General features: G+C 66.5%; 18 protein-coding genes. 4 read left to right on the forward strand and 14 right to left on the reverse strand.

Annotated elements, in window-relative coordinates; all coding sequences use genetic code 11:
* Positions 1–82 precede the first annotated feature (82 nt).
* The 11 genes from fabZ to rpsB form a co-directional block, all read right to left on the reverse strand.
* Positions 83–562 carry a 3-hydroxyacyl-ACP dehydratase FabZ gene (gene fabZ, locus SGR02S_RS15100; protein WP_067111620.1) on the reverse strand — a complete coding sequence of 160 codons (480 nt, stop codon included), beginning with the start codon at positions 560–562 and terminating at the stop codon, positions 83–85.
* Between the two features lie 4 nt (positions 563–566).
* Positions 567–1,256, reverse strand: coding sequence for an OmpH family outer membrane protein (locus tag SGR02S_RS15105; protein ID WP_067111623.1), 690 nt, complete (start codon positions 1,254–1,256; stop codon positions 567–569).
* Positions 1,256–3,964 (reverse strand): outer membrane protein assembly factor BamA, encoded by a 2,709-nt coding sequence (gene bamA, locus SGR02S_RS15110; RefSeq protein ID WP_067111670.1) that lies wholly within the window; start codon positions 3,962–3,964, stop codon positions 1,256–1,258. Before bamA ends, SGR02S_RS15105 begins: the two co-directional genes overlap by 1 nt.
* Before the next feature lie 69 nt (positions 3,965–4,033).
* Positions 4,034–5,152, reverse strand: a complete 1,119-nt coding sequence (gene rseP, locus SGR02S_RS15115; RefSeq protein ID WP_067111627.1) for an RIP metalloprotease RseP — start codon at positions 5,150–5,152, stop codon at positions 4,034–4,036.
* On the reverse strand, positions 5,145–6,308 hold the full coding sequence (locus SGR02S_RS15120) for a 1-deoxy-D-xylulose-5-phosphate reductoisomerase (protein WP_067111630.1): 1,164 nt from the start codon (positions 6,306–6,308) through the stop codon (positions 5,145–5,147). The genes rseP and SGR02S_RS15120 overlap by 8 nt, the downstream gene beginning before the upstream one ends.
* Position 6,309: 1 nt before the next feature.
* Positions 6,310–6,984, reverse strand: coding sequence for a phosphatidate cytidylyltransferase (locus SGR02S_RS15125; protein WP_067111633.1), 675 nt, complete (start codon positions 6,982–6,984; stop codon positions 6,310–6,312).
* 2 nt (positions 6,985–6,986) lie between these two features.
* On the reverse strand, positions 6,987–7,631 hold the full coding sequence (gene uppS, locus SGR02S_RS15130; protein WP_067111636.1) for a polyprenyl diphosphate synthase: 645 nt from the start codon (positions 7,629–7,631) through the stop codon (positions 6,987–6,989).
* Between the two features lie 165 nt (positions 7,632–7,796).
* Complete coding sequence (gene frr, locus SGR02S_RS15135; protein WP_067111638.1) at positions 7,797–8,351, reverse strand: ribosome recycling factor; 555 nt, start codon at positions 8,349–8,351, stop codon at positions 7,797–7,799.
* A gap of 22 nt (positions 8,352–8,373) precedes the next feature.
* Complete coding sequence (gene pyrH / locus SGR02S_RS15140) at positions 8,374–9,096, reverse strand: UMP kinase (RefSeq protein ID WP_067111641.1); 723 nt, start codon at positions 9,094–9,096, stop codon at positions 8,374–8,376.
* A gap of 115 nt (positions 9,097–9,211) precedes the next feature.
* A complete protein-coding gene (gene tsf, locus SGR02S_RS15145; protein WP_067111644.1) occupies positions 9,212–10,138 on the reverse strand; it encodes a translation elongation factor Ts in 927 nt (308 codons plus the stop codon).
* A 133-nt stretch (positions 10,139–10,271) separates the two neighbouring features.
* On the reverse strand, positions 10,272–11,096 hold the full coding sequence (gene rpsB / locus SGR02S_RS15150; RefSeq protein ID WP_067111647.1) for a 30S ribosomal protein S2: 825 nt from the start codon (positions 11,094–11,096) through the stop codon (positions 10,272–10,274).
* 321 nt (positions 11,097–11,417) lie between these two features.
* Between rpsB and SGR02S_RS15155 the strand changes: the two genes are divergently transcribed.
* Positions 11,418–11,675, forward strand: coding sequence for a hypothetical protein (locus tag SGR02S_RS15155; RefSeq protein WP_067111649.1), 258 nt, complete (start codon positions 11,418–11,420; stop codon positions 11,673–11,675).
* Here the strand turns inward: SGR02S_RS15155 and SGR02S_RS15160 are convergent.
* Positions 11,659–12,429: a CDP-alcohol phosphatidyltransferase family protein gene (locus SGR02S_RS15160; protein ID WP_067111652.1), complete on the reverse strand. Its 771-nt coding sequence runs from the start codon at positions 12,427–12,429 to the stop codon at positions 11,659–11,661. The two genes, SGR02S_RS15155 and SGR02S_RS15160, sit on opposite strands and share 17 nt — an antisense overlap.
* Before the next feature lie 11 nt (positions 12,430–12,440).
* The gene (locus tag SGR02S_RS15165) at positions 12,441–13,175 is read right to left on the reverse strand and encodes a phosphatidylserine decarboxylase (RefSeq protein ID WP_067111655.1); all 735 of its coding nucleotides are present in this window, start codon (positions 13,173–13,175) and stop codon (positions 12,441–12,443) included.
* 157 nt (positions 13,176–13,332) lie between these two features.
* On the opposite strand from SGR02S_RS15165, the gene SGR02S_RS15170 reads away from it, so the two are divergent.
* Together SGR02S_RS15170 and SGR02S_RS15175 are read left to right on the forward strand one after the other, a co-directional pair.
* Positions 13,333–14,547 carry an NADP-dependent isocitrate dehydrogenase gene (locus SGR02S_RS15170; RefSeq protein WP_067111658.1) on the forward strand — a complete coding sequence of 405 codons (1,215 nt, stop codon included), beginning with the start codon at positions 13,333–13,335 and terminating at the stop codon, positions 14,545–14,547.
* 50 nt (positions 14,548–14,597) lie between these two features.
* Positions 14,598–16,382 (forward strand): cation:proton antiporter domain-containing protein, encoded by a 1,785-nt coding sequence (locus SGR02S_RS15175; protein WP_067111661.1) that lies wholly within the window; start codon positions 14,598–14,600, stop codon positions 16,380–16,382.
* 16 nt (positions 16,383–16,398) lie between these two features.
* On the opposite strand, the gene SGR02S_RS15180 is transcribed toward SGR02S_RS15175, so the two are convergent.
* Positions 16,399–19,335: a M16 family metallopeptidase gene (locus tag SGR02S_RS15180; protein WP_067111664.1), complete on the reverse strand. Its 2,937-nt coding sequence runs from the start codon at positions 19,333–19,335 to the stop codon at positions 16,399–16,401.
* A gap of 86 nt (positions 19,336–19,421) precedes the next feature.
* Between SGR02S_RS15180 and SGR02S_RS15185 the strand changes: the two genes are divergently transcribed.
* Positions 19,422–20,300: a carbon-nitrogen hydrolase family protein gene (locus SGR02S_RS15185; protein ID WP_067111667.1), complete on the forward strand. Its 879-nt coding sequence runs from the start codon at positions 19,422–19,424 to the stop codon at positions 20,298–20,300.
* Positions 20,301–20,574 lie beyond the last annotated feature (274 nt).

The following is a 20,574-nucleotide window of genomic DNA, read 5'->3' on the forward strand; positions in this document are numbered from 1 at the left end:
GGCTTTCGCCGGGGAACGCTTACCTGTCGGAAGGGGGTAATTGCCAATCAAGTCCGGGGTGACGATGCAGCAGGGTCGGCCTCTATTCCCCCGGCGGATCGGCGATCATCGCGGTGAACTGGCACTCGGTCGCCACCTGCCCGTTGAGCATCGCCTTGCCCTCGAACTTGCAGATGGTCCGTTTCGCCTGAAGTATCGTGACGTGCAGGTCGAGCAGGCAGCCCGGCTCGACCGGCTTGCGAAATTTCACCCCGTCGATGCCCATGAAATAGACGAGCTTGCCGGTTCCGGCGAGGCCGAGCGATTCGATCGCCAGCACCCCGCCCGCCTGCGCGAGCGCTTCGACGATAAGGACGCCGGGCATGATCGGCCGGCCGGGGAAATGCCCTTGGAAGAAAGGCTCGTTGATCGTGACCGCCTTGACCGCGTGGATCGACTGGTCCCTGACCATCGATTCCACTCGGTCGACGAGCAGCATCGGATAGCGATGCGGCAACAGGCTGAGGATGCGCCGGATATCGACCGGCCCCAGCGTTTCCGCAGCCTGTTCGCCGTCGCTCATCGGCTTAGCGCGTCGTCGGCTGGCTACCGTTCGCCGGCGCCGCCGGAGCGGCCGCGCCCTGCTGCGCACGCGCGGCGTCCACCAGCTGCTGGTTGCGCTGCTGGACCAGCTGGCCCGGCTGGTAACCGGCCGGCGGCGTGATCGTCACGCTCGGCAGGATGCGGTTGAGTTCGGTCACGACGGCATCGGTGATGTCGACATTGGTCTCGCGCGCCAGAACCGCGTCCGGATTGAGCAGCAGATCGACCTTCTTTGCGGTCATCGCGGCTTTGATCGCCTCGTTCATGCGAACGCTGATCTGATCCTCGACATAGGCGATGGCGAGGTCGACCGGCGCGCCGATGCGGCCGAGTTCCTCGCTGGCGGACTGGCGCTTGTCCTGCACCGCCTTCGCCGCCGCCTGAAGCGCCGCCTGGTTCTGCGGCGTCTTCTTCGCTTCCTCGTTATACTTGGCGACCAGCACGTTGAGCTCTGCCTGCAGCGTCTGGCCGCGCGATTCCTGCTGGTCGATCTGCGCCTTGTAGGTGGTCTGGATCTGCTGTGACGCGGCGGTGAAGGCGTTCGACTTGGCGGCGGCTACCCGTACGTCGGCTACCGCCGTGGACCGCGCCTGCGCGGCGGCAGGCGCAGCGAACATTGGCGAAACCGAAAGGCTGGCGATCGCCAGCGCCGAAGCGACAAAAATTTTCTTCATCAGAATTGGGTTCCTACGTTGAATGAGAAGCGTTTGGTATCGTCACCCTCTTCTTTGCGGAGGGCGTAGGCGAAGTCGATACGGAACGGGCCGAAGGGCGAATTCCAGTTGACCCCGGCGCCGATCGCGACGCGCGGCATCCAAGTATCGCCATAGAAGCGTTCCTCAAACGGTGCGAGGGCCGAGAAGCCGTTCGCGGCATCGCAGGTCTGATATTGACCAGAAGGAGTTCCGTCGGCGTTGGGCGTTTCGGTCGCGAACACCCGCTGCCCGGTGGCCGCGTTGCGACAGAGATATTTGGTCAGGCCAAAGCCCGGCGCGTTCGGATCGGTCTCCCGGAAATCGGCGAGCGTCGTCAGCGTCGGGCGCTTAACGCTCCACACCGACCCGACGTCGAGGAACACCGACGGACGCAGCCCCAGTTCCTTCGCGCCGGTGCCGAGCGGAATGTCGACCTCCAGACGACCCTGATAATAAGCGCGGCCGCCCAGCGAGTCGTCGATCCGGCCGTTGCGTTTCGACAGGCTGGTGTCGAGAATCGGATTCGCCGGGTCGGTCAAATCGACATTGCCGTAGCGGATGACGCGCGGGCCGACGCCGCGGATGTCGAAGCCGCGCATCTGCGGTTCGCCCAGGAAGAAGCGGTCAGTCAGACGCACCTTGTCGCTGGTCGGCGTCGGGCGCCCGCCGAGCGGATAGATATAGCCGCCCTCTGCCGACACATTGAGGATGAAGCGGCTGCCGAGGTTGAAGTGCTTGCTCGCCGCGGCCCGGGTGCGAACATATTTGACGCTGCCCCCCAGCCCCGCAAAATCCTGGCTGATGCTGAACGACTGGCCGCGCGTCGGGCGCAGGCGATTGTCGCGGTCGTCATAAGCGAGCGTGAAGCCGACGAGCGAGGTCGTGCGCTTGCCGATCGCATCGCACAGATAGCGACCCGCAACCAACGGATCGCACTCGCCGCCGAAATAATAAAGTCGCTCGTCGAGCGAAACATCGTCGTAATTGAGGCTGTAACGTCCGAAGAAGGACATGAACTCGGTCAGCGGCACCCCGGCGTTGAGCTGGAAGCCCGTCGTCGTCTGCTCGAAGGTCGTCTGGCGATCATTGCCGATGAAGTTGAACGAATTGAGGTCGCGGCGATAGATGCTGCCGCCGATCGAGATATTGCGGTCGAACAGATAGGGCTCGGTAAAGCCGAGCTCGATCGACTTGGAATAGCTCGAATAATTGACCGACGCCGACAATTGCTGCCCGAGACCGCGGAAGTTGCGCTGGCGGATCGATGCCTGGAGCAGGAAGCTTTCGATCGACGAGAAGCCGGCCGAGAGCGACAGTTCGCCGGTCGGCTTTTCCTGAACATTGGTTTCGAGGACGATGCGGTCGGGTTCGCTCCCTTCCTTGCGGTCGATCTCCAGATTCTCCTGGAAATAGCCGAGGCTGTTGATGCGGTTCTGGGTGCGCTTGATCCCGAAGCTGTTGAAGGCGTCGCCCTCGTTCAAGCGGAATTCGCGGCGGACCACCTTGTCGTGGGTCAACGTGTTGCCGTTGACGTCGATCCGCTCGACATAGGTGCGCGGGCTTTCGGCGACGTCGAAGGTGATCGACATCGTCCGGTTGTCGGGATCGCGGCGGAACTCAGGGTTGATATCGGCAAAGGCATAGCCGAACAGGCCCGCGGTCTCGCTGAGGCTTTCGACCGTGTCCTCGACCTGCTTGGCGTCATACCAGTCGCCGGTAGTCATCGGCAGCAGGCGCTTCAGCGTCTCCGGCTGGAAATCGCGGATCTGGCTCTTCACGTCGATGTCGCCGAACTTGTACCGCTCGCCCTCCTCGACGACATAGGTGATGATGAAATCCTGCTTGTTGCTCGTCAGTTCGGCGACAGCAGAAATGACGCGGAAGTCCGCATAGCCGTTCTGCAGGTAGAACAGTCGCAGCTTCTGCTGGTCATAGGCGAGGCGGTCGGGATCGTAGGTCGTGTTCGACGACAGGATGGTGAGCAGCCCCGATTCCTTGGTCGCCATCTCTCCCTTGAGTTCACCGTCGCTGAATTTCTCGTTGCCGATGATGTTGATCTGGCGGACCTTCGATTTCGGTCCCTCGTTGATCTCGAACACCACGTCGACGCGGTTCTGGTCGAGCGTGACCATCTTGGGATCGACGGTCGCGGCGAAACGACCCTGGCGCTTGTAGAGTTCGATGATGCGCGCAACGTCGGCGCGGACCTTCGAGCGCGTGAAGATCTGGCGCGGCGCGAGCTTGATCTCGGGCCGGATCTTGTCTTCCTTCAGGCGCTTGTTGCCTTCCAGGATGACGCGGTTGATCACCGGGTTTTCGGTGACCTGGATGGTCAGCGCCCCATTGTTGTCGGTGATCTGGAAATCCTTGAACAGCTCCGTCGCCGCAAGATCCTTCAGCGCCTGGTCGAGCGTCGCGCGGTCATAGGGCTGTCCGACGCGCAGCCGCAGATAGGAGAGGATCGTCTGCGCCTCGAGCCGCTGGTTGCCCGTCACCGTGATCGACTGCACGGTCGAGGCCGCGGGCACCGCTTCCGGCGAGGGGATCGGAACCGTCGGGGCCGGAACGACCGGCGGCGCGACTTCCTGCGCCAGCAGCGCGGCGGGCCATGCCAGCATCGTCCCCGCCATAAGGAGAGCCGACACCTGCGCCCGCGCCATAGATTTGTGTGAAGCCACGCTGTTCATCCCGCAAAAATAACTCGAAGCGATCAACCCGCCGAACGCGGACCTGCGCGCTCTCCTGCCCCAGACCGGCTATCCAATCAAGCGGGCGATCCGATCCCACAGGCCGAATGAGCCCAAATCGTTGAAAGTCACGACCAGCATCAGGGTCACGACCACCGCAAAACCAAATCGAAAGGCCCATTCCTGCGCCTGCAGCGGCGCCGGGCGCCGCCGGACCGCTTCATAGGCATGGAAGAGAAGATGGCCGCCATCGAGCATCGGCAATGGCAACAGGTTTATGAACCCCAGATTGATGGACACGAAGGCAATGAAGAAGATCAGCGACGCCACGCCGAGCGTCGCCATCTCGCCCGACTGCTTCGCGATCCGCAGCGGCCCGCCCATATCCTTGACCGAGCGCTGGCCGGTCACGAACTGGCCGAGAATCTTGCCGGTCATCCGAACAAGGCCCCAGGTCTGCGCGGTGCCGGCAGTCAGCGCCTCGACCGGTCCAACCGTGGTATAGACCGGCGCCACCGGGCGGATGCCGATGATCGCGCGCTCGGCCTTGTTCCCGAAGCGATCGGTCTCGGTCACGATCCGCGGGCGCAGCGTGAGGGTCCGCTGCTCGCCGCCGCGCTCGATCCCGATTTCCACCGGCCGACCGAGGTCGAAGGCAACGGCCATGGGGATGTCCATAAAATCCTCGATCGCACGTCCGTTGATCCGGGCAATGCGGTCGCCGACCTCGAGTTGCGCCTTGTCCGCCGCGCTGCCCGCTTCGATCGCGCCGATCACCGGCGGGGTCGTCGCGACGCCGTAAACCATGGCAAAGGCCGCGAAGATTGCGATGGCGAACGGGAAATTGGTCAGCGGCCCGGCGAGGACGATCAGCGCGCGCTTCCACACCGGCTGCGCGGGAAAGCTGTGCGCGCGTTCAGCCTCGGGCAGCGATTGCCATTCGGCATCGGGCTGGCTCACCGCATCGCGGTCGCCGGCGAACTGGACATAGCCGCCGAGCGGCAGCCAGCCGACCTTCCATTCGGTGCCGCGCCTGTCGGTCCAGCCGAATATCCGGCGCCCGAAGCCGATCGAGAAGGTGTCGGCCTTCACCCCGCACCAGCGGCCGACGATATAATGCCCATATTCGTGCACGAACACGAGCGGCCCGAGGACGATCAGATAGAGCCAGGGCGGCACGTCAAGCATGTTCGAGCTGGTCCACAAAATGCTGCGCGGTCGTGCGCGATGCGGCATCGACGCTGAATATGTCCTGAAGCGATGTCGGCACCGCCGGCGCATCGGCGTCGAGCACCCGCTTCACCGTATCGACGATCGCGGGAAAGGCGATGCGTCCGCCGAGGAAAGCGGCGACGGCCGTCTCGTTCGCGGCATTGAGCTGCGCCGGCCGCGCGCCGCCTTCTGCAATAGCGGCGCGGCAGAGCGCGGTCGCGGGAAAGCGCGCCTCGTCGGGCGCCTCGAAATCGAGCCGCGCGATGGCGGGAAGGTCGAGCGGCGCGCACGGCGTGACCATGCGCTGCGGCCACGCAAGTGCAGAGGCAATCGGGATGCGCATGTCGGGCGAGCCGAGCTGCGCGAGCGTCGAACAATCGACATATTCGACGAGGCTGTGGATCACCGACTGCGGATGGACGAGGATTTCGATCCGATCGAGGCCCACCGGAAAGAGGTGATGTGCCTCGATCAGTTCGAGCCCCTTGTTCATCATCGTCGCCGAATCGACGCTGATCTTCGCGCCCATCGACCAGTTGGGATGCGCAACCGCCTGCGCCGGGGTGACGTGTGCCATCGATTCCGCCGTCATGGTGCGGAAGGGACCGCCGCTCGCGGTCAGGATGATCCGGCGCACCTGCTCGATACGTCCGCCCGCCAGGCACTGGAAGATCGCATTATGCTCTGAATCGACGGGCAGGATCGTCGCACCCGACGCGCGGGCGGTCGCGGTCATCAGCGCACCCGCGGACACCAGCGCTTCCTTGTTGGCGAGCGCGACGTCGGTGCCCGCTTCGAGCGCCGCCATCGTCGGCGCGAGGCCGGCGGTGCCGACGATCGCCGCCATGACGAGATCGGCCGGGCGCCGCGCCGCCTCGACGAGCGCGTCGGCGCCCGCCGCCGCCTCGATGCCCGTTCCGGCCAGCGCAGCCCTCAGCGCCGGATAACGCGTCTCGTCGGCGATCACCGCGACGTCGGGCCGGAATTCGCGCGCCAGCTTTGCGAGTTCGGCGACATCGCGGTTCGCGGTCAGCACCGTCACCCGCCATGACTCTCCATCGCGGCGGACGAGGTCGAGGGTCGACTGGCCGACCGACCCCGTGGCGCCGAAGAGCGAGAGGCGGCGCGTCATCTCAGCCCGCCGCCCGCACCGCGATCTGCCCCGCGAAAGCCAGTGCGCCGAGCACCAGCGCCACCGGCAGCAAGCCGTCGACGCGGTCGAAGACGCCCCCATGACCGGGGATCAGGCTGCCCGAATCCTTGACGCCGGCGCGGCGCTTCATCCAGCTTTCGCCCAAGTCGCCGAGTTGCGCGAGCAGCCCCATGAACAGGCCGATCCACAGCGGAATGCCGACGATCCCCGCGCGGTCGCCGATCGTCGCGCTGGCCACCAGTGCCGCGATCATGCCGCCGAACAGCCCCGACCAGGTCTTCGATGGGCTGATCGCCGGAGCAAGCCGCGCGCCCCCGAAGGCGCGGCCGGCGAAATAGGCGCCGATGTCGGTCGCCCAGACCATGCCGAACACCCACAGCGCCGCGGTGACGCCCAGTTGGTCGCGGATATGCCAGAGACCACCCACCGCGCCGAGCACGAGCAGCGGACCGAGCAGCGCCAAGGCCCCGCGCGCGCCGCCGCCGAGCGCCATGGCGCGGACGAGCGCGAACCATTCGACGAGCAGAAGCGCCGCGCCGACAAGGAGCAGCAGCCCGAAGGCGATGCCGCCGAACCACAGTGCCGCGCCCGCGATCGCGAAGAGGACGATCGCCGAGCCGACGCGGACGCCCAGATCCGATTTTGCTGCCGCCATCGTCACAATCCCCCGAAGCGGCGTTCGCGCCGCGCAAAATGGTCGAGCGCCGCCCGCAGGTCGGCCGGCTTGAAATCGGGCCAGAGCGTATCGGTGAAATAGAGTTCGGCATAGGCCGATTGCCAAAGCAGGAAATTCGACAGCCGCACCTCGCCCGAAGTGCGGATGAGCAGGTCGAGCGGCGGCAGGCCGGCCGTGTCGAGGTGGGCCTCGATCGCCTGCGCGCTGATCCCGCCTTCCGCGGCGGCCGCGCGCGCGGCGCGCACCAGTTCATCCTGCGCGCCATAGTTGAGCGCGACGGCCAGCGTCGTGCGGCTGTTCCCCGCGGTGCGCGCGATCGCATCCTCGATCAGCGCGACGACGTCGGGTGCCAATGCGCGCCAGTCGCCGATGACCTTGAGCCGGACGTCGTTGGCGGCAAATTCGTCGAGATCGCTCAGGATGAAGCGCTTCATCAGCCCCATCAGGTCGCTGACCTCTTCCTCGGGCCGCTTCCAGTTTTCCGAGGAGAAGGCGTAGAGCGTCATCGCCTCCAGTTCCATCTCGGCCGCGGCGCGCACGATGTTGCGCACCGCCTCGACCCCGGCCTTGTGGCCGGCGACGCGCGGCAGAAAGCGCTTCTTCGCCCAACGGCCATTGCCGTCCATGATGATGGCGACATGCCGTGCGCCGTGGGAGGGGGTGGTCACGAGAGCGCCTTCAGAATCCGTTCGTGTCGAGCGAAGTCGAGACACCCGTCAGCATCGCGCAACGAGGATGGGCATCTCGACTTCGCTCGATGCGAACGAAAGAGAGGCGGGGACGGGAGGGCACTAGCCGAGGATTTCCTTTTCTTTCGCGCTCGCGGCGGCGTCGATTTCGGCGATGACCGAATCGGTCAGCTTCTGCACCTCGGTCTCCGACCGCTTGCGGTCGTCCTCGCTGATTTCCTTCTTGTTCTCGTCCTGCTTCAGCGCGTCCATGCCGTCGCGGCGGACGTTGCGCACCGCGACGCGCGCCTTTTCGGCATATTGGCCGGCAAGCTTCGACAGTTCCTTGCGGCGCTCCTGCGTCATCTCGGGGATCGGCAGGCGCAGCACCTGGCCGTCGACGATCGGGTTCAGGCCCAGGCCGGCAGCGCGGATCGCCTTGTCGACCGGGCCGACGTTCGACTTGTCCCACACCTGCACCGACAGCATCCGCGGTTCGGGCGCGCTGATCGACGCAAGCTGGTTGAGCGGCATGTGCGAGCCATAGACCTCGACCGTCACCGGATCGAGCAGCGCCGTATGCGCGCGGCCGGTGCGCAGCCCCGCAAGGTCGTGCTTGAGCGATTCGACCGCGCCGTGCATGCGGCGGTCGAGGTCGGCCTTGTCATATTTCGCCATTGTCTTGTCCTCTTCTATGCGGTCAGGCCGCGTCGCCGACGACGGTGCATACGCCATCGCCTGCCAGCACGCGGGCCAGATTGCCGGGTTCGCGGATGTTGAACACGACAATCGGAATCTGATTGTCGCGGCACAGCGCCACCGCGCTCGCGTCCATCACCTTCAGATTGTCGGCAAGCACGCGGTCGTAGCCGAGCCGGTCGTAACGCACCGCCGTCGGGTCCTGCTTGGGATCGGCATTATAGACGCCGTCGACGCTGGTGCCCTTCAGCAGTGCGTCGCACTTCATCTCCGCCGCGCGCAGCGCCGCGCCGCTGTCGGTGGTAAAATAGGGCGCGCCGACGCCGGCGGCGAAGATCACCACCCGCCCCTTTTCCATATGGCGTTCGGCACGGCGGCGAATGACGGGCTCGCACACCTTGTCCATTTCGATCGCCGACTGGACACGCGTCTCCACGCCCAGCTGTTCGAGCGCATTCTGCATCGCCAGCGCGTTCATCACCGTCGCGAGCATCCCCATATAGTCGGCCTGCGCGCGATCCATGCCCTTTGCCGCGCCCGCCATGCCGCGGAAGATGTTGCCGCCGCCGATGACGAGGCAGATTTCGAGGCCGCGATCCTTCGCCGCCTTGACCTCGGCCGCCATGCTCGCGACCGTGTCGGGGTCGATCCCGAACGGCGTCGTGCCCATCAACGCCTCGCCCGACAGCTTGAGCAGGATGCGTTTCATGCCGGGCAATGCCATGTCGAGGAGAACCTTCACCAAGGGGTCGAAAAACCAATGGCGCGCACCCTAGTCAGAGTGCGCGCCATTGCCAAGCGGACTGCCGCACCGATCGGGCGGCAGCCGCGGATCATCATTAGCGGCCGGCAGCGGCGGCGACTTCGGCGGCGAAGTCGCTCTCTTCCTTCTCGATGCCTTCGCCGAGCTGGAAGCGCATGAAGCCCTTGAGGGTGATGTCCGCGCCGACGTCCTTGCCCGCAGCGGCGACGACTTCGGCGACCGGGGTCTTGCCGTCGATCACGAACGGCTGCGACAGCAGCGCGTTTTCCTTGCGGAACTTGGCGATCGTGCCGTCGACCATGCGCGAGACGATGTCGGCGGGCTTGCCCGACTGGGCGGCCTTTTCCTCAGCGATCGCGCGTTCGCGGGCGATCAGTTCGGCGTCGAGTTCGTCGCCGTTGAGCGCGAGCGGGTTGGCGGCAGCGACGTGCATCGCCAGCTGCTTGCCGAGCGGTTCAAGGACATCGGCGCCGGCGCTCGATTCGAGCGCGACGAGCACGCCGATCTTGCCGAGACCCGGCGCGGCGGCGTTGTGGACATAGCCGGTGACGACGCCCGAGCCGACCGAGAGGATGGCGACGCGGCGCAGCGACTGATTCTCGCCGATCGTGGCGATGTTCTGCGCCAGCGCCTCGGCGACGGAGCCGCCCGCGGGATAGGCGGCGGCGCCCAGCGCGTCGATGTCGGCGATGTCGCCGGCCAGCGCGACCTGGGTCACGTCGCGGACGAAGCCCTGGAACTGTTCGTTCTTGGCAACGAAGTCGGTTTCGCTGTTGACCTCGACCATCGCGCCGCGGGTGCCGTCGGTGACGACGCCGACCAGCCCCTCGGCGGCGACGCGGCCGGCCTTCTTGGCGGCGGCGGCAAGACCCTTGGTGCGCAGCCAGTCGATCGACGCTTCGATGTCGCCGTCATTCTCGGCGAGCGCCTTCTTGCAATCCATCATGCCCGCGCCGGTGCGTTCGCGCAGTTCCTTGACGAGGGCGGCCGTGATCTCAGCCATGGGGTGATCCTTTCCAAAAGGGGGGCGGGCCATCGGATCGGCCCGCCGCTGCGCCGCGCGCATGGCGGCGCGACAAGACAGGAGGATGACAGGGACGGCGCCTGTCGCGGCGCCGGCCCGTCACGCAGCGTGCTTACGCGTCGCTCTGACGCTCGGTTTCGGCGGCCGCTTCGGCCGGAACCTGCTCGTCCTCGGTCGCCGGGGTCTCGGCAAGCACGGGCTCGGCGATCGGCTCGACCGCCGCGCCGAGGTCCTCGCCGCGATCGACGCGCGCCTGCTGGCCGCCGCGGGTCGCCGCCTGGGCGACCGCTTCGCAGTAAAGGCGGATGGCGCGCGCGGCGTCATCGTTCGCGGGAACCGGGAAGGCGATGCCGTCGGGCGAGACGTTCGAATCGAGGATCGCGACGACCGGGATGCCCAGGACATTCGCTTCCTTGATCGCCAGCTCTTCCTTGTTCGCGTCGATCACGAACATCACGTCGGGAATGCCGCCCATGTCGCGGATGCCGCCAAGGCTCAGTTCGAGCTTGTCGCGCTCGCGCGTCCTGTTGAGCACTTCCTTCTTGGTGAGGCCCGAGGTGTCGCCCGCAAGCTGTTCCTCGAGCGTCTTGAGGCGGCGGATCGAATTGGAGATCGTCTTCCAGTTGGTGAGCATGCCGCCCAGCCAGCGGTGGTTGACGAAATGCTGACCCGATGCGCGCGCGGCGTCGGCGATCGGCCCCTGCGCCTGGCGCTTGGTGCCGACGAACAGCACCTTGCCGCCCGCCGCCGCGGTCGAGGACACGAAGTCGAGCGCGCGCGCGAAGAGCGGCACGGTCTGCGACAGATCGAGAATGTGGATGCCGTTGCGCGCGCCGAAGATATACGGCTTCATGCGCGGGTTCCAACGGTGGGTCTGGTGGCCGAAGTGGGCGCCCGCTTCGATAAGATTCTGCATCGTGACGACAGGTGCCGCCATGGTCTTTCTCCTTCCGGTTAGTCCTCTGGAAGGCAAGAACCGAGACATCCGCGAAGGGATGGACCCGGCACCGGTATGTGCGCCTTCCATGTGGAATGCGCGGGCCGTTAGCCGCATCGCCGCCGGGAATCAAGGAAAAAGCCACTGCCGGGTGCACGCCCGCCAATGAACGCCGGGCGCAGCAAAAACGATTCATCGACGATAAGCACCGCTTCACCGCAGGATGATTGAGAACATATCATGAACATGGAACGAAGCGGATAGCGAAACCGTCATCCCGATGCGGGAGGTTTCGCAGACCGAAACCGAAAGGACAAGTCGATGCTTCAGGTCGCTGCCGCTCTCCTCTTCACCCTTGCTGCGGGGCTTGGCCTCGCCGTGATCCTGGCGATGCTGACATCGAATGGCGATGCGATCCTTTCGGCGCTTGCGGGCGACGGAGCTTTCCCGGCCGACGGCGTTCCGGCCTCCCCGGCTCCGGCCGCCGCGACGACGCGCCAGCGCCCCGCCCGCCGTCTTCCCGTCGGTTCGGTTTCGCGCGCGATGGCCGCGCAGCCGCTGTTCAGCCGCGCAGCCTGACCCGCGCATAGCTCGCGATGCCGAACGGCAGCAATGCGACGTAGATGACGCAGATCGCGAGCAGGCTGTGCCAGGGTGCGGTGACGAGCGCGGCACCGAGCAGGCCGACGCCGGCGAGCGCGAAGAGCCGCCACGACCGGCGCAGACGGATCGACGACCAGCCATAGGTGGGAATCGCGGAGATCATCAGCATCGCGATCGCGAGCACCCACGGCATCACGACATACCATTCGCGGAACAGCGTCTCGCCGGTCACCAGCCACAGATAGACGGGGACGAAGGCCAGTCCGGCCCCGGCCGGCGCCGGAATGCCAGTCAGAAAACCCGCCGCCTTGTGCGGCTGGACATCGGCGTCCATGCGCGAATTGAAGCGTGCGAGGCGCAGCGCGCAGCACACCGCGAGCGCCAGCGCCGCGGTCCAGCCGAATTTCGGCGCATCCTGCAGCGACCAGAGGAACATCACCATCGCCGGCGCGACGCCGAAGGCGATCACGTCGGACAGCGAATCGAGCTCGGCGCCGAAGCGGCTCTGGGCGCGGAGCAGCCGCGCGATGCGTCCGTCCATCCCGTCGAGCACCCCCGCGAAGATGATCGCGGCGAGCGCCTTTTCCCACTCCTCGCCGATCGCGAAGCGAACCCCCGTCAGCCCGAAGCAGAGCGCCAGCGCCGTGACCGCGTTGGGCGCGAAGGCGCGCAGCGGCAGGCCGACGATCCGGCGTTCGGCTGCATCCGCCTGTCGATCGGCACCATCCATCGCCGCCGCCCCTATTGCCCGATGCCGTCGATCGTCTCGGCGTGCCCGATCCGCGCGATGACGGTTTCGCCCGCCAGCGCGCGCTGGCCGAGCAGCACCTGCGGCGTCGTGCCCGCGGGCAGATAGACGTCGACGCGGCTGCCGAAACGGATCAGCCCGACGCGCTGCCCGGTCGTCACCTCGTTCCCCATGCTGACGAAGGGCATGATCCGCCGCGCGACGAGACCCGCGATCTGGGTGAAGCCGATCCGCACCCCGTCGGCGCGCTCGACGACAAAATGCTGGCGCTCATTCTCCTCGCTCGCCTTGTCGAGGTCGGCGTTGACGAACTTGCCGGGGATATAGACGAGCTTGCGCAGCGTCCCCGCGACCGGGGTGCGGTTGATATGGACGTCGAAGACGCTCATGAAGATCGACACGCGCAGCATCGGCGCATCGCCGAGGCCGTCGGGTCCGGCAATCTCGATCGGCGGCGGGACCTCGGCGATCTGGGTGACCAGTCCGTCGGCCGGCGCGATGACAAGATCGCGCGCCGTCGGGGTCACGCGCACCGGATCGCGGAAGAAGGCGGCAACCCAGATGGTCAGGCCGAACATCAGCCAGCCGGCGATCTCCCAGCCCAGCAGCCAGAAGCAGAGGGTGACGACGCCCGCGATCAACAGGAACTTGCGCCCCTCCGGATGGATCGACGGCCAGCGCCACTTGATGCCGCCGCCGGGACGGTTCGAGGAAATGGTGGAGGACATAGCGGTCTTTCTAGGGGGGCGGTTCCAAAGAGACAATCGAGTTGTGCAATCGTTCCGCGCCTCGCCCGATCAGGCGCATCACCACGGCGGTTGAACAATCGGGCCGCATTGCCTAAGGCGCCCTGCAATTCGACTCCCCACAGGAAAAGGCACGCACATGGGCAAGATCAAGGTAGCCAACCCGGTCGTCGAACTCGACGGCGACGAAATGACCCGGATCATCTGGCAATGGATCCGCGAGCGGCTGATCCTGCCCTATCTCGACATCGACCTGCACTATTACGACCTCGGCATCGAGGAGCGCGACCGCACCGACGACAAGATCACCGTCGAGGCGGCGAACGCGATCAAGAAGCATGGCGTCGGCGTCAAGTGCGCGACGATCACCCCCGACGAGGCCCGCGTCGAGGAATTCGGCCTGAAGAAGATGTGGAAGTCGCCGAACGGCACGATCCGCAATATCCTGGGCGGCGTCGTCTTCCGCGAGCCGATCGTGATGAAGAACGTGCCCAGACTGGTTCCCGGCTGGACCGACCCGATCGTCGTCGGCCGCCACGCCTTCGGCGACCAGTATCGCGCGACCGATTTCCGCGTTCCCGGCCCCGGCAAGCTGCGCATGGTGTTCGAGGGCGAGGACGGCACCGTCATCGACGAGGAAGTGTTCCAGTTCCCGTCGTCGGGCGTCGCGATGGGCATGTACAATCTGGACGATTCGATCCGCGATTTCGCGCGCGCCAGCCTCAACTACGGCATCGCGCGCCAGTGGCCGGTCTATCTGTCGACCAAGAACACCATCCTCAAGGCCTATGACGGCCGCTTCAAGGACCTTTTCGAGGAAATCTATCAGACCGAATTCAAGGCGAAGTTCGACGAACTGGGCATTACCTATGAGCATCGCCTGATCGACGACATGGTCGCGTCGGCGCTGAAATGGTCGGGCAAGTTCGTCTGGGCCTGCAAGAATTACGACGGCGACGTCCAGTCGGACACCGTCGCACAGGGCTTCGGCTCGCTCGGCCTGATGACCAGCGTGCTGATGACCCCCGACGGCAAGACGGTCGAATCGGAAGCCGCGCACGGCACCGTCACCCGCCACTATCGCATGCACCAGCAGGGCAAGGCGACCTCGACCAATCCGATCGCGTCTATCTTCGCGTGGACGGGCGGGCTCAAGCACCGCGGCAAGCTAGACGGCACGCCCGAGGTGACGCAGTTCGCCGACGACCTCGAGAAGGTCTGCGTCGCCACGGTCGAAAGCGGCAAGATGACCAAGGACCTCGCGCTGCTGATCGGTCCCGACCAGAACTGGCTGACCACCGAAGGCTTCTTCGAGGCGATCGTCGAGAATCTCGACAAAAAAATGGGCGGCTAACCAACCAAAAAAGTTGAGATACGGCCGGCCGACCTGCATAAGGTCGGCCAATGGTCACCGAAGCCGAAACATCCGCCATCGGCAACGCCCTCGTCGTGCTGGGCGCGGCGGGCGTCGTCATACCCGCCTTCGCGCGCTTCCGCATCTCGCCGGTCATCGGCTTCATTCTCGTCGGGCTGCTCGTCGGGCCGTCGGGGCTGGGAAGCTTCACCGCCGATTATCCCTGGCTGAGGCACGTCACCATCTCGTCGCCGGACGATATCGCGCTGTTCGGCGAGCTCGGCATCATCCTGCTGCTCTTTTCGATCGGCCTCGAACTTTCGTTCCGTCGCCTCTGGCAACTCCGCAAGCTGGTGTTCGGGATCGGCGCCGCCGAACTGCTGCTGGGCGGAGCGATCCTCGGCACGGCGCTGATGCTGGTCAGCGATCAATCGACGGCGTCGGCCTATGGACTCGGCATCGCGCTCGCGCTGTCGTCGACGGCACTCGTCCTGCCCATCGCCGGTACCCAGTCGGCGGTCGGCCGCGCCTCCTTTTCGATGCTGCTGTTCGAGGATCTGGCGCTCGTCCCGATCATCTTCATCCTCGCGGCGCTGTCGCCGGCGGCGTCGGGAGACAGCGCCGAACTGTTGCTGACGACGCTGTGGCAGGGGGCGCTGGTCGTCGCGGCGCTGGCGATCGGCGGCTGGTTCCTGCTGCCGCGCATCTTCGCGCAGGCGGCGCGCGCCAAGGATCCGGAACTGTTCCTGGCCGCCAGCCTGCTCGTCGTCATCGTCGCCGCGCTGGCGACCGCGGCGGTCGGCCTGTCGCCGATCGTCGGCGCGCTGCTCGCCGGATTGATGATCGCCGAGACCGAATATCATACCGAGGTCGAGGCGATCACCGCGCCGTTCAAGGGACTTGCGCTCGGCGTGTTCCTGATCAGCGTCGGCATGGGGCTCAATCTGCGGACGATTGCCGGACTGTGGCCGCAGCTCATCGCCGCGGTGGTCGGCGTGGTGCTGATCAAGGCGGTCGTCACCGCAGCGCTGCTGCGTTTTTCGGGCGCGGCGCGGCGCGGCACCGCGGCCGAGGTCGGGCTGTTGATGGCCAGCCCCTCGGAAACCACGCTGATCGTGCTCGCGACCGCGCTCCAGGCACAGATCATCAGCCGCACCACCGCCGAATTCTGGCAGCTCGTCACCGCGATCGGCCTGACCATAACGCCGCTGCTCGCACGCGTCGGCCACGACATCGCCCGGCGCATCGAGATACGGGTCGCCGAAGCCGAAGCCGACGACGACGGACCGCCGCCACGGCGCACCGTCGTCGTCGGCTTCGGCCGCGTCGGTCGCATCGTCGCCGGATTGCTGAAAGAGCATGAGCGCCCCTATATCGCGGTCGATGCCGACATCGACGCCGTCGCCGCGGCGCGGCGCGACGGCTTCGCGGTGCGCTTTGCCGACGTCGGACGGCCGGGCAGCCTCGACCGGCTGGGCATCGATACCGCCGAAGCGGTCGTCCTGACCATGGACGACCCGGTGCAGCAGCTTCGCATGACGCGGCGGCTGCGGCGCAAATATCCCGACCTGCCGATCATCTCTCGCGCGCGCGGCGCCGACCATGCCGCCGCCCTCTATCAGGCCGGCGCCACCGATGCCGTTCCCGAAACGCTGGAAAGCTCGCTTCAACTCGCCGAAGCGGTGCTGATCGACCTCGGCGTCGCGATGGGGCCGGTGATCGCGTCGATCCACGACGTGCGCGCGAAGATGCGCCACGACATCATGACCAAGGGCCACCTCGACCGCGAGCCGCGCATCCAGAGGCTGCGGCCGTTGCCCGGCGAGGACGGCTAGGGAACAACCCCTTCCGCTATTGTCCGCCGGCCCGTCCATCCGCGCGGCCAAGCGCCGACGCGTCGGCGAGCGACATTCCCTGCGGCAGGACGACCCCCGACCACTGGCGGTCGGGTTTCAGATAGCGCCGCGCGAGACGCTGGATGTCGGCCGCGGTGACGGCGGAGATATCCTCCCCGATCGACAGCGCCGCCGCCGCCACGCGCGGGTCGCGGGTCGCGCCTTCGAGCAGGAACATCCAGTAGAGATTGCCCGTCGAGGCGCGCGCGACCTGCTCGCGGATCGGGCCCGCATTGCGCGCCAGTTCGTCCGCGCTCACCGGCCGCGCGACGAGGTCGGCGGCGATGTCGCGGGCGATCGCATAGAAACGGTCGATGTCCTTCGGCGCCAGCAGACTGCCGACCAGCAGATAACCGCCGCTGTCGAAGGCGGTCGGCCAGTGGCTGTCAACGACGGGCCCGTAGCTGGCCCCCTGCTCGGCGCGCAGCCGATCGAAGAGCCGGTCGTTGAAGATCGCCGCCAGCACGTCGAGCGCGCGCGCGTCGCGCGGCGCCGCGAGACCGCCGCCCGTCGGCCACGCCGTCATTGCCGCCGCCTGCCCACGCTCGCCGCGGTGATAGGCGATCATCGGCGTTTTGCTGTGTTTCGCGAAGGCGACCGCCTGCCCTTCGGTCGGTGCAAGCGGGCTGCGCGGCGGCAGCGCCCCCAGCGTATCGGCGAGGATCTGACGATAATCGACCGAAGAAAGATCGCCGAACAACTGAACCTCGATCGGCCCGCTCGCGAGCCGCGGTTCCCAGAAGCTGCGGAAAGCCGCGGGCGTCAGCGCCTCGATCTGCGCCTTGTCGGGCGCCGCCCAGCGCGCGTCCCCGGCGGTCAGCCAGCCGCGCAGATTGCGGTCGAGCACCGCATTGGGCGTCGCGTCGTTGACATCGTAGCCGGTCAGAAAGCCGACGCGCAGTCGCTCGACCGGTGCCACGTCCCAGCGTGGGAAGGCGAGCTTGCCGGCGATCAGCTTCATCTGGTCGGCGAGATCGGCGGGCCTGCTTTCTGCCGCCAGCTCGAAGGCATCGTCGTCGATATCGAAATTGAGCTGAATCTGCCGCCCGTTGGTGATCTGGTCGATCTCGTTCTGTCCCCAGGGCCCGATGCCGCTCGCGACCAGCGCATAATCGCCCGTCCACAACAGATTGGGCGCGTCGGCGGCAACGCTGCGATTGCCCGAACCGAAGCGGACGTTGACGCGCACCTTGCCGGGCTCGACCGCATTGTTCGACACCAGCGCGGTCACGCCGTTGGCGAACTCGATCCGTTCGGCCCGCAATCCGGGAATCTGCGTCGCCGACACGATCGTGCCGGGCTGGCCGATCGCGGGCAGCTCGCCGATGTCCACCTTCGCCACCGCCAGCCGGTCATCGCGAATCTGTGCGGGGACGGCGAGCGCGGCGAGCAACGCCTTGTCCCCGCCCTCGACCGCCGTCGGCGTCGTCAGCACGACGCGCGTCACCGGCGCCGCAAAGATCGCGCGGCTGATGTCGAGCATCACCTGCGGCGTCGCCGAAGCACGGATCGCCTTGAACATGTCGACCTGCCCCTGCGGGCTGGTCACGGTTTCGCCAATGTCGACCGCTCGCACCATGTCGTCGGCCAGGCGGGCGCCGGGTTCGTTGCGCGCATTTTCGAGCTCCTTGGCGAGAAACGCCTCGATCTCGTTCGCCTCGCGGTCGATGTCGGCCTGCGACGGCGGCGTCTGGACCGCGTCGGCAATCACGCCGCGCACATCGGCAAGCGCGGCCTTCCAATCGCCGAGCGGCACGATCTGCGCCATGGTCACGTCGGCGCTGCGGCTGACATATTCCTGCCCGACCGTGGCGACGAGGTAGCTGCCGCCGCTGCGCGCCCGGTTTTCGAGCCGCCGGTTGACGAGCGCCTGCGCCAGATATTCCAGATAGAGGCGCCGCGTATTCTCGACCGTGTCGATCCGCTTCTTCCACGGACGGATCATCGCGAGCGTCAATGCCGCGGGCTGGCCCGGCTCGACGATCTCGCGCGCGACCGCTGCCTTGGGGTCGGGCATACCGAAATCGGGCGGCGTCGGATTCGATCCATCGGCGCTCCAGTCACCGTAATATCGGGCAATCAGCCGTTCGAATTCCGCCGGATCGGCATCGCCGACAATGACGATCACCGCGCGGTCGGGGCGATACCAGCGATCGTGAAATGCCGCGACGCTGTCGGCGCGCGCACCGGCGAGCGTTTCCTGCGTGCCGATCGGCGAGCGGTCGGCAAGCGGCTGGCCGGCGAAGAGATGGGCGTTGGTGGCATCGGCGATGCGCTTTTGCGGTCCGTCCGATTCGCGCAGTTCGGAAACCACGACGCCGCGCTCGGCCTCGACCGCAGCGGCCGAGATGCGCGGCTCGCGGATCATGCCCGACAGCAGCTTCATGCTTTCATCGAGATTGGCGGCCGTCACGCTGGGAAGATCGAGTTGATAGACCGTCTGCGTCGGCGTCGTCTGGGCGTTGGTGTCGCTGCCGAAGGAGACGCCGAAGCGTTGCCAGATGCGCTTCGCCTCGCCATCGGGAATATGGACCGATCCACGGAAGGTCAGATGTTCGAGGAGGTGGGCGAAACCGCGCTCCTTCTCGGTCTCGAACAGCGAGCCGACATCCATCCGCACCCGGATCGACACTTGCCCCGGCGGGACGCCGTTATTGCGGACCGCATAGCGCAGCCCGTTGGCAAGCGTGCCGAAGCGCCACCCTGCGTCGCGCGGAATGTCGCTGCCGGCATAGAGCCAGTCGTCGCCAGCGGCCTGCACGGAGGAAAGGGCAGAGGTCGCCGCCTCCTGCGCCGGAGCATGCGCGGGCGCGAGCAGCAGCGCGGCGGTCGCGCATGCAGCCAGCAGAACGGAAAAGCGACGCAACACGGCGCGCGTGGGAGAAATTGACATCGGGCCAGTGTATCGCCTTCAAACCTTGCTGGCCACTGAACCGTCGCCCTCTTGTCCCCGGAAAGACATCGGCCTAGCCAATCGGGATGGAACAGCAAGCCGCCGCCCCGCTCGCCGCGCTCGTCCAGATGACGAGCGGCATCGACCCCGATGCGAATCTGGCGACGATCGACCGCGCGATAGCGGCGGCCGCGGCGCAGGGGGCTTCGATGGTCTTCCTGCCCGAAATGTCGCTATTGCTCGACCGCGATCGTCAGCGGTCGGCGCCGCATATCCGGCGTGAAGCGGACAGCGCTTGGCTGCCTGCTTTGCAGGCGATGGCGCTGCGCCATGGCATCTGGCTGCACAGCGGTTCGATGCCGCTGCTCGCCGACACGGGCGACCGGCGCGTCAATCGCAGCCATGTCATCGCCGCCGACGGCAGCATCCGGGCCCGCTACGACAAGATCCACATGTTCGACGTCACGCTGCCGTCGGGCGAGAACTGGACCGAATCGGCAGCCTATGCCGGCGGCGACGCGCTGATCGTGGTCGATACGCCGCTCGGCCGACTGGGGCTGAGCATCTGTTTCGACCTGCGCTTTCCCGAACTCTATCGCGCGCTGGTCGACCGCGGCGCCGAAGTGATCGCGATTCCCGCCGCCTTCACCGTGCCGACCGGCGCGGCGCATTGGCATGTCCTGCTCCGCGCGCGCGCGATCGAAACGGGCTGCCACGTCATCGCGGCGGCGCAGGGCGGCACGCACGCCGACGGGCGCGCCACCTATGGCCACAGCCTGGCCGTCGATCCGTGGGGCCGCATTCTGGCCGAGATCGTCGAGACCGGAGGCGACCCGACGCTCGCGCTGGCACCCATTGCGAAAGAGGCTCGGCGGGAAGCCCGGACCGCCATCCCCTTGGCGCGCTCGCGCGCCGCGCGGCGGGCGACAATCGACAGCGTTTGCGCAGGAGATCGGAACGACTGACGGTTTCGGAAATGCCGGGGCCGTTCAAGCGCGCCGCAAACGGCGCTGCCCTTCCGGCAGTCAATGAAAATGCTTGCTTCGATCTTTAGAGCGGCGTGCGATAAATCGGAATCGTGCCCAATCCGTTCGTGCTGAGCTTGTCGAAGGGCAGTTATTTCTTTCGGCGCTGCCGACGGAAGAACGGTGCTTCGACAAGCTCAGAACGAACGATGACGGGGTGTCGCGGATCAAACACATGCCCCTCCGGATTCTGATGACTTTGGATTGCCCACTT

The organism is Sphingopyxis granuli NBRC 100800 (assembly GCF_001591045.1).
GTDB lineage: Bacteria > Pseudomonadota > Alphaproteobacteria > Sphingomonadales > Sphingomonadaceae > Sphingopyxis > Sphingopyxis granuli.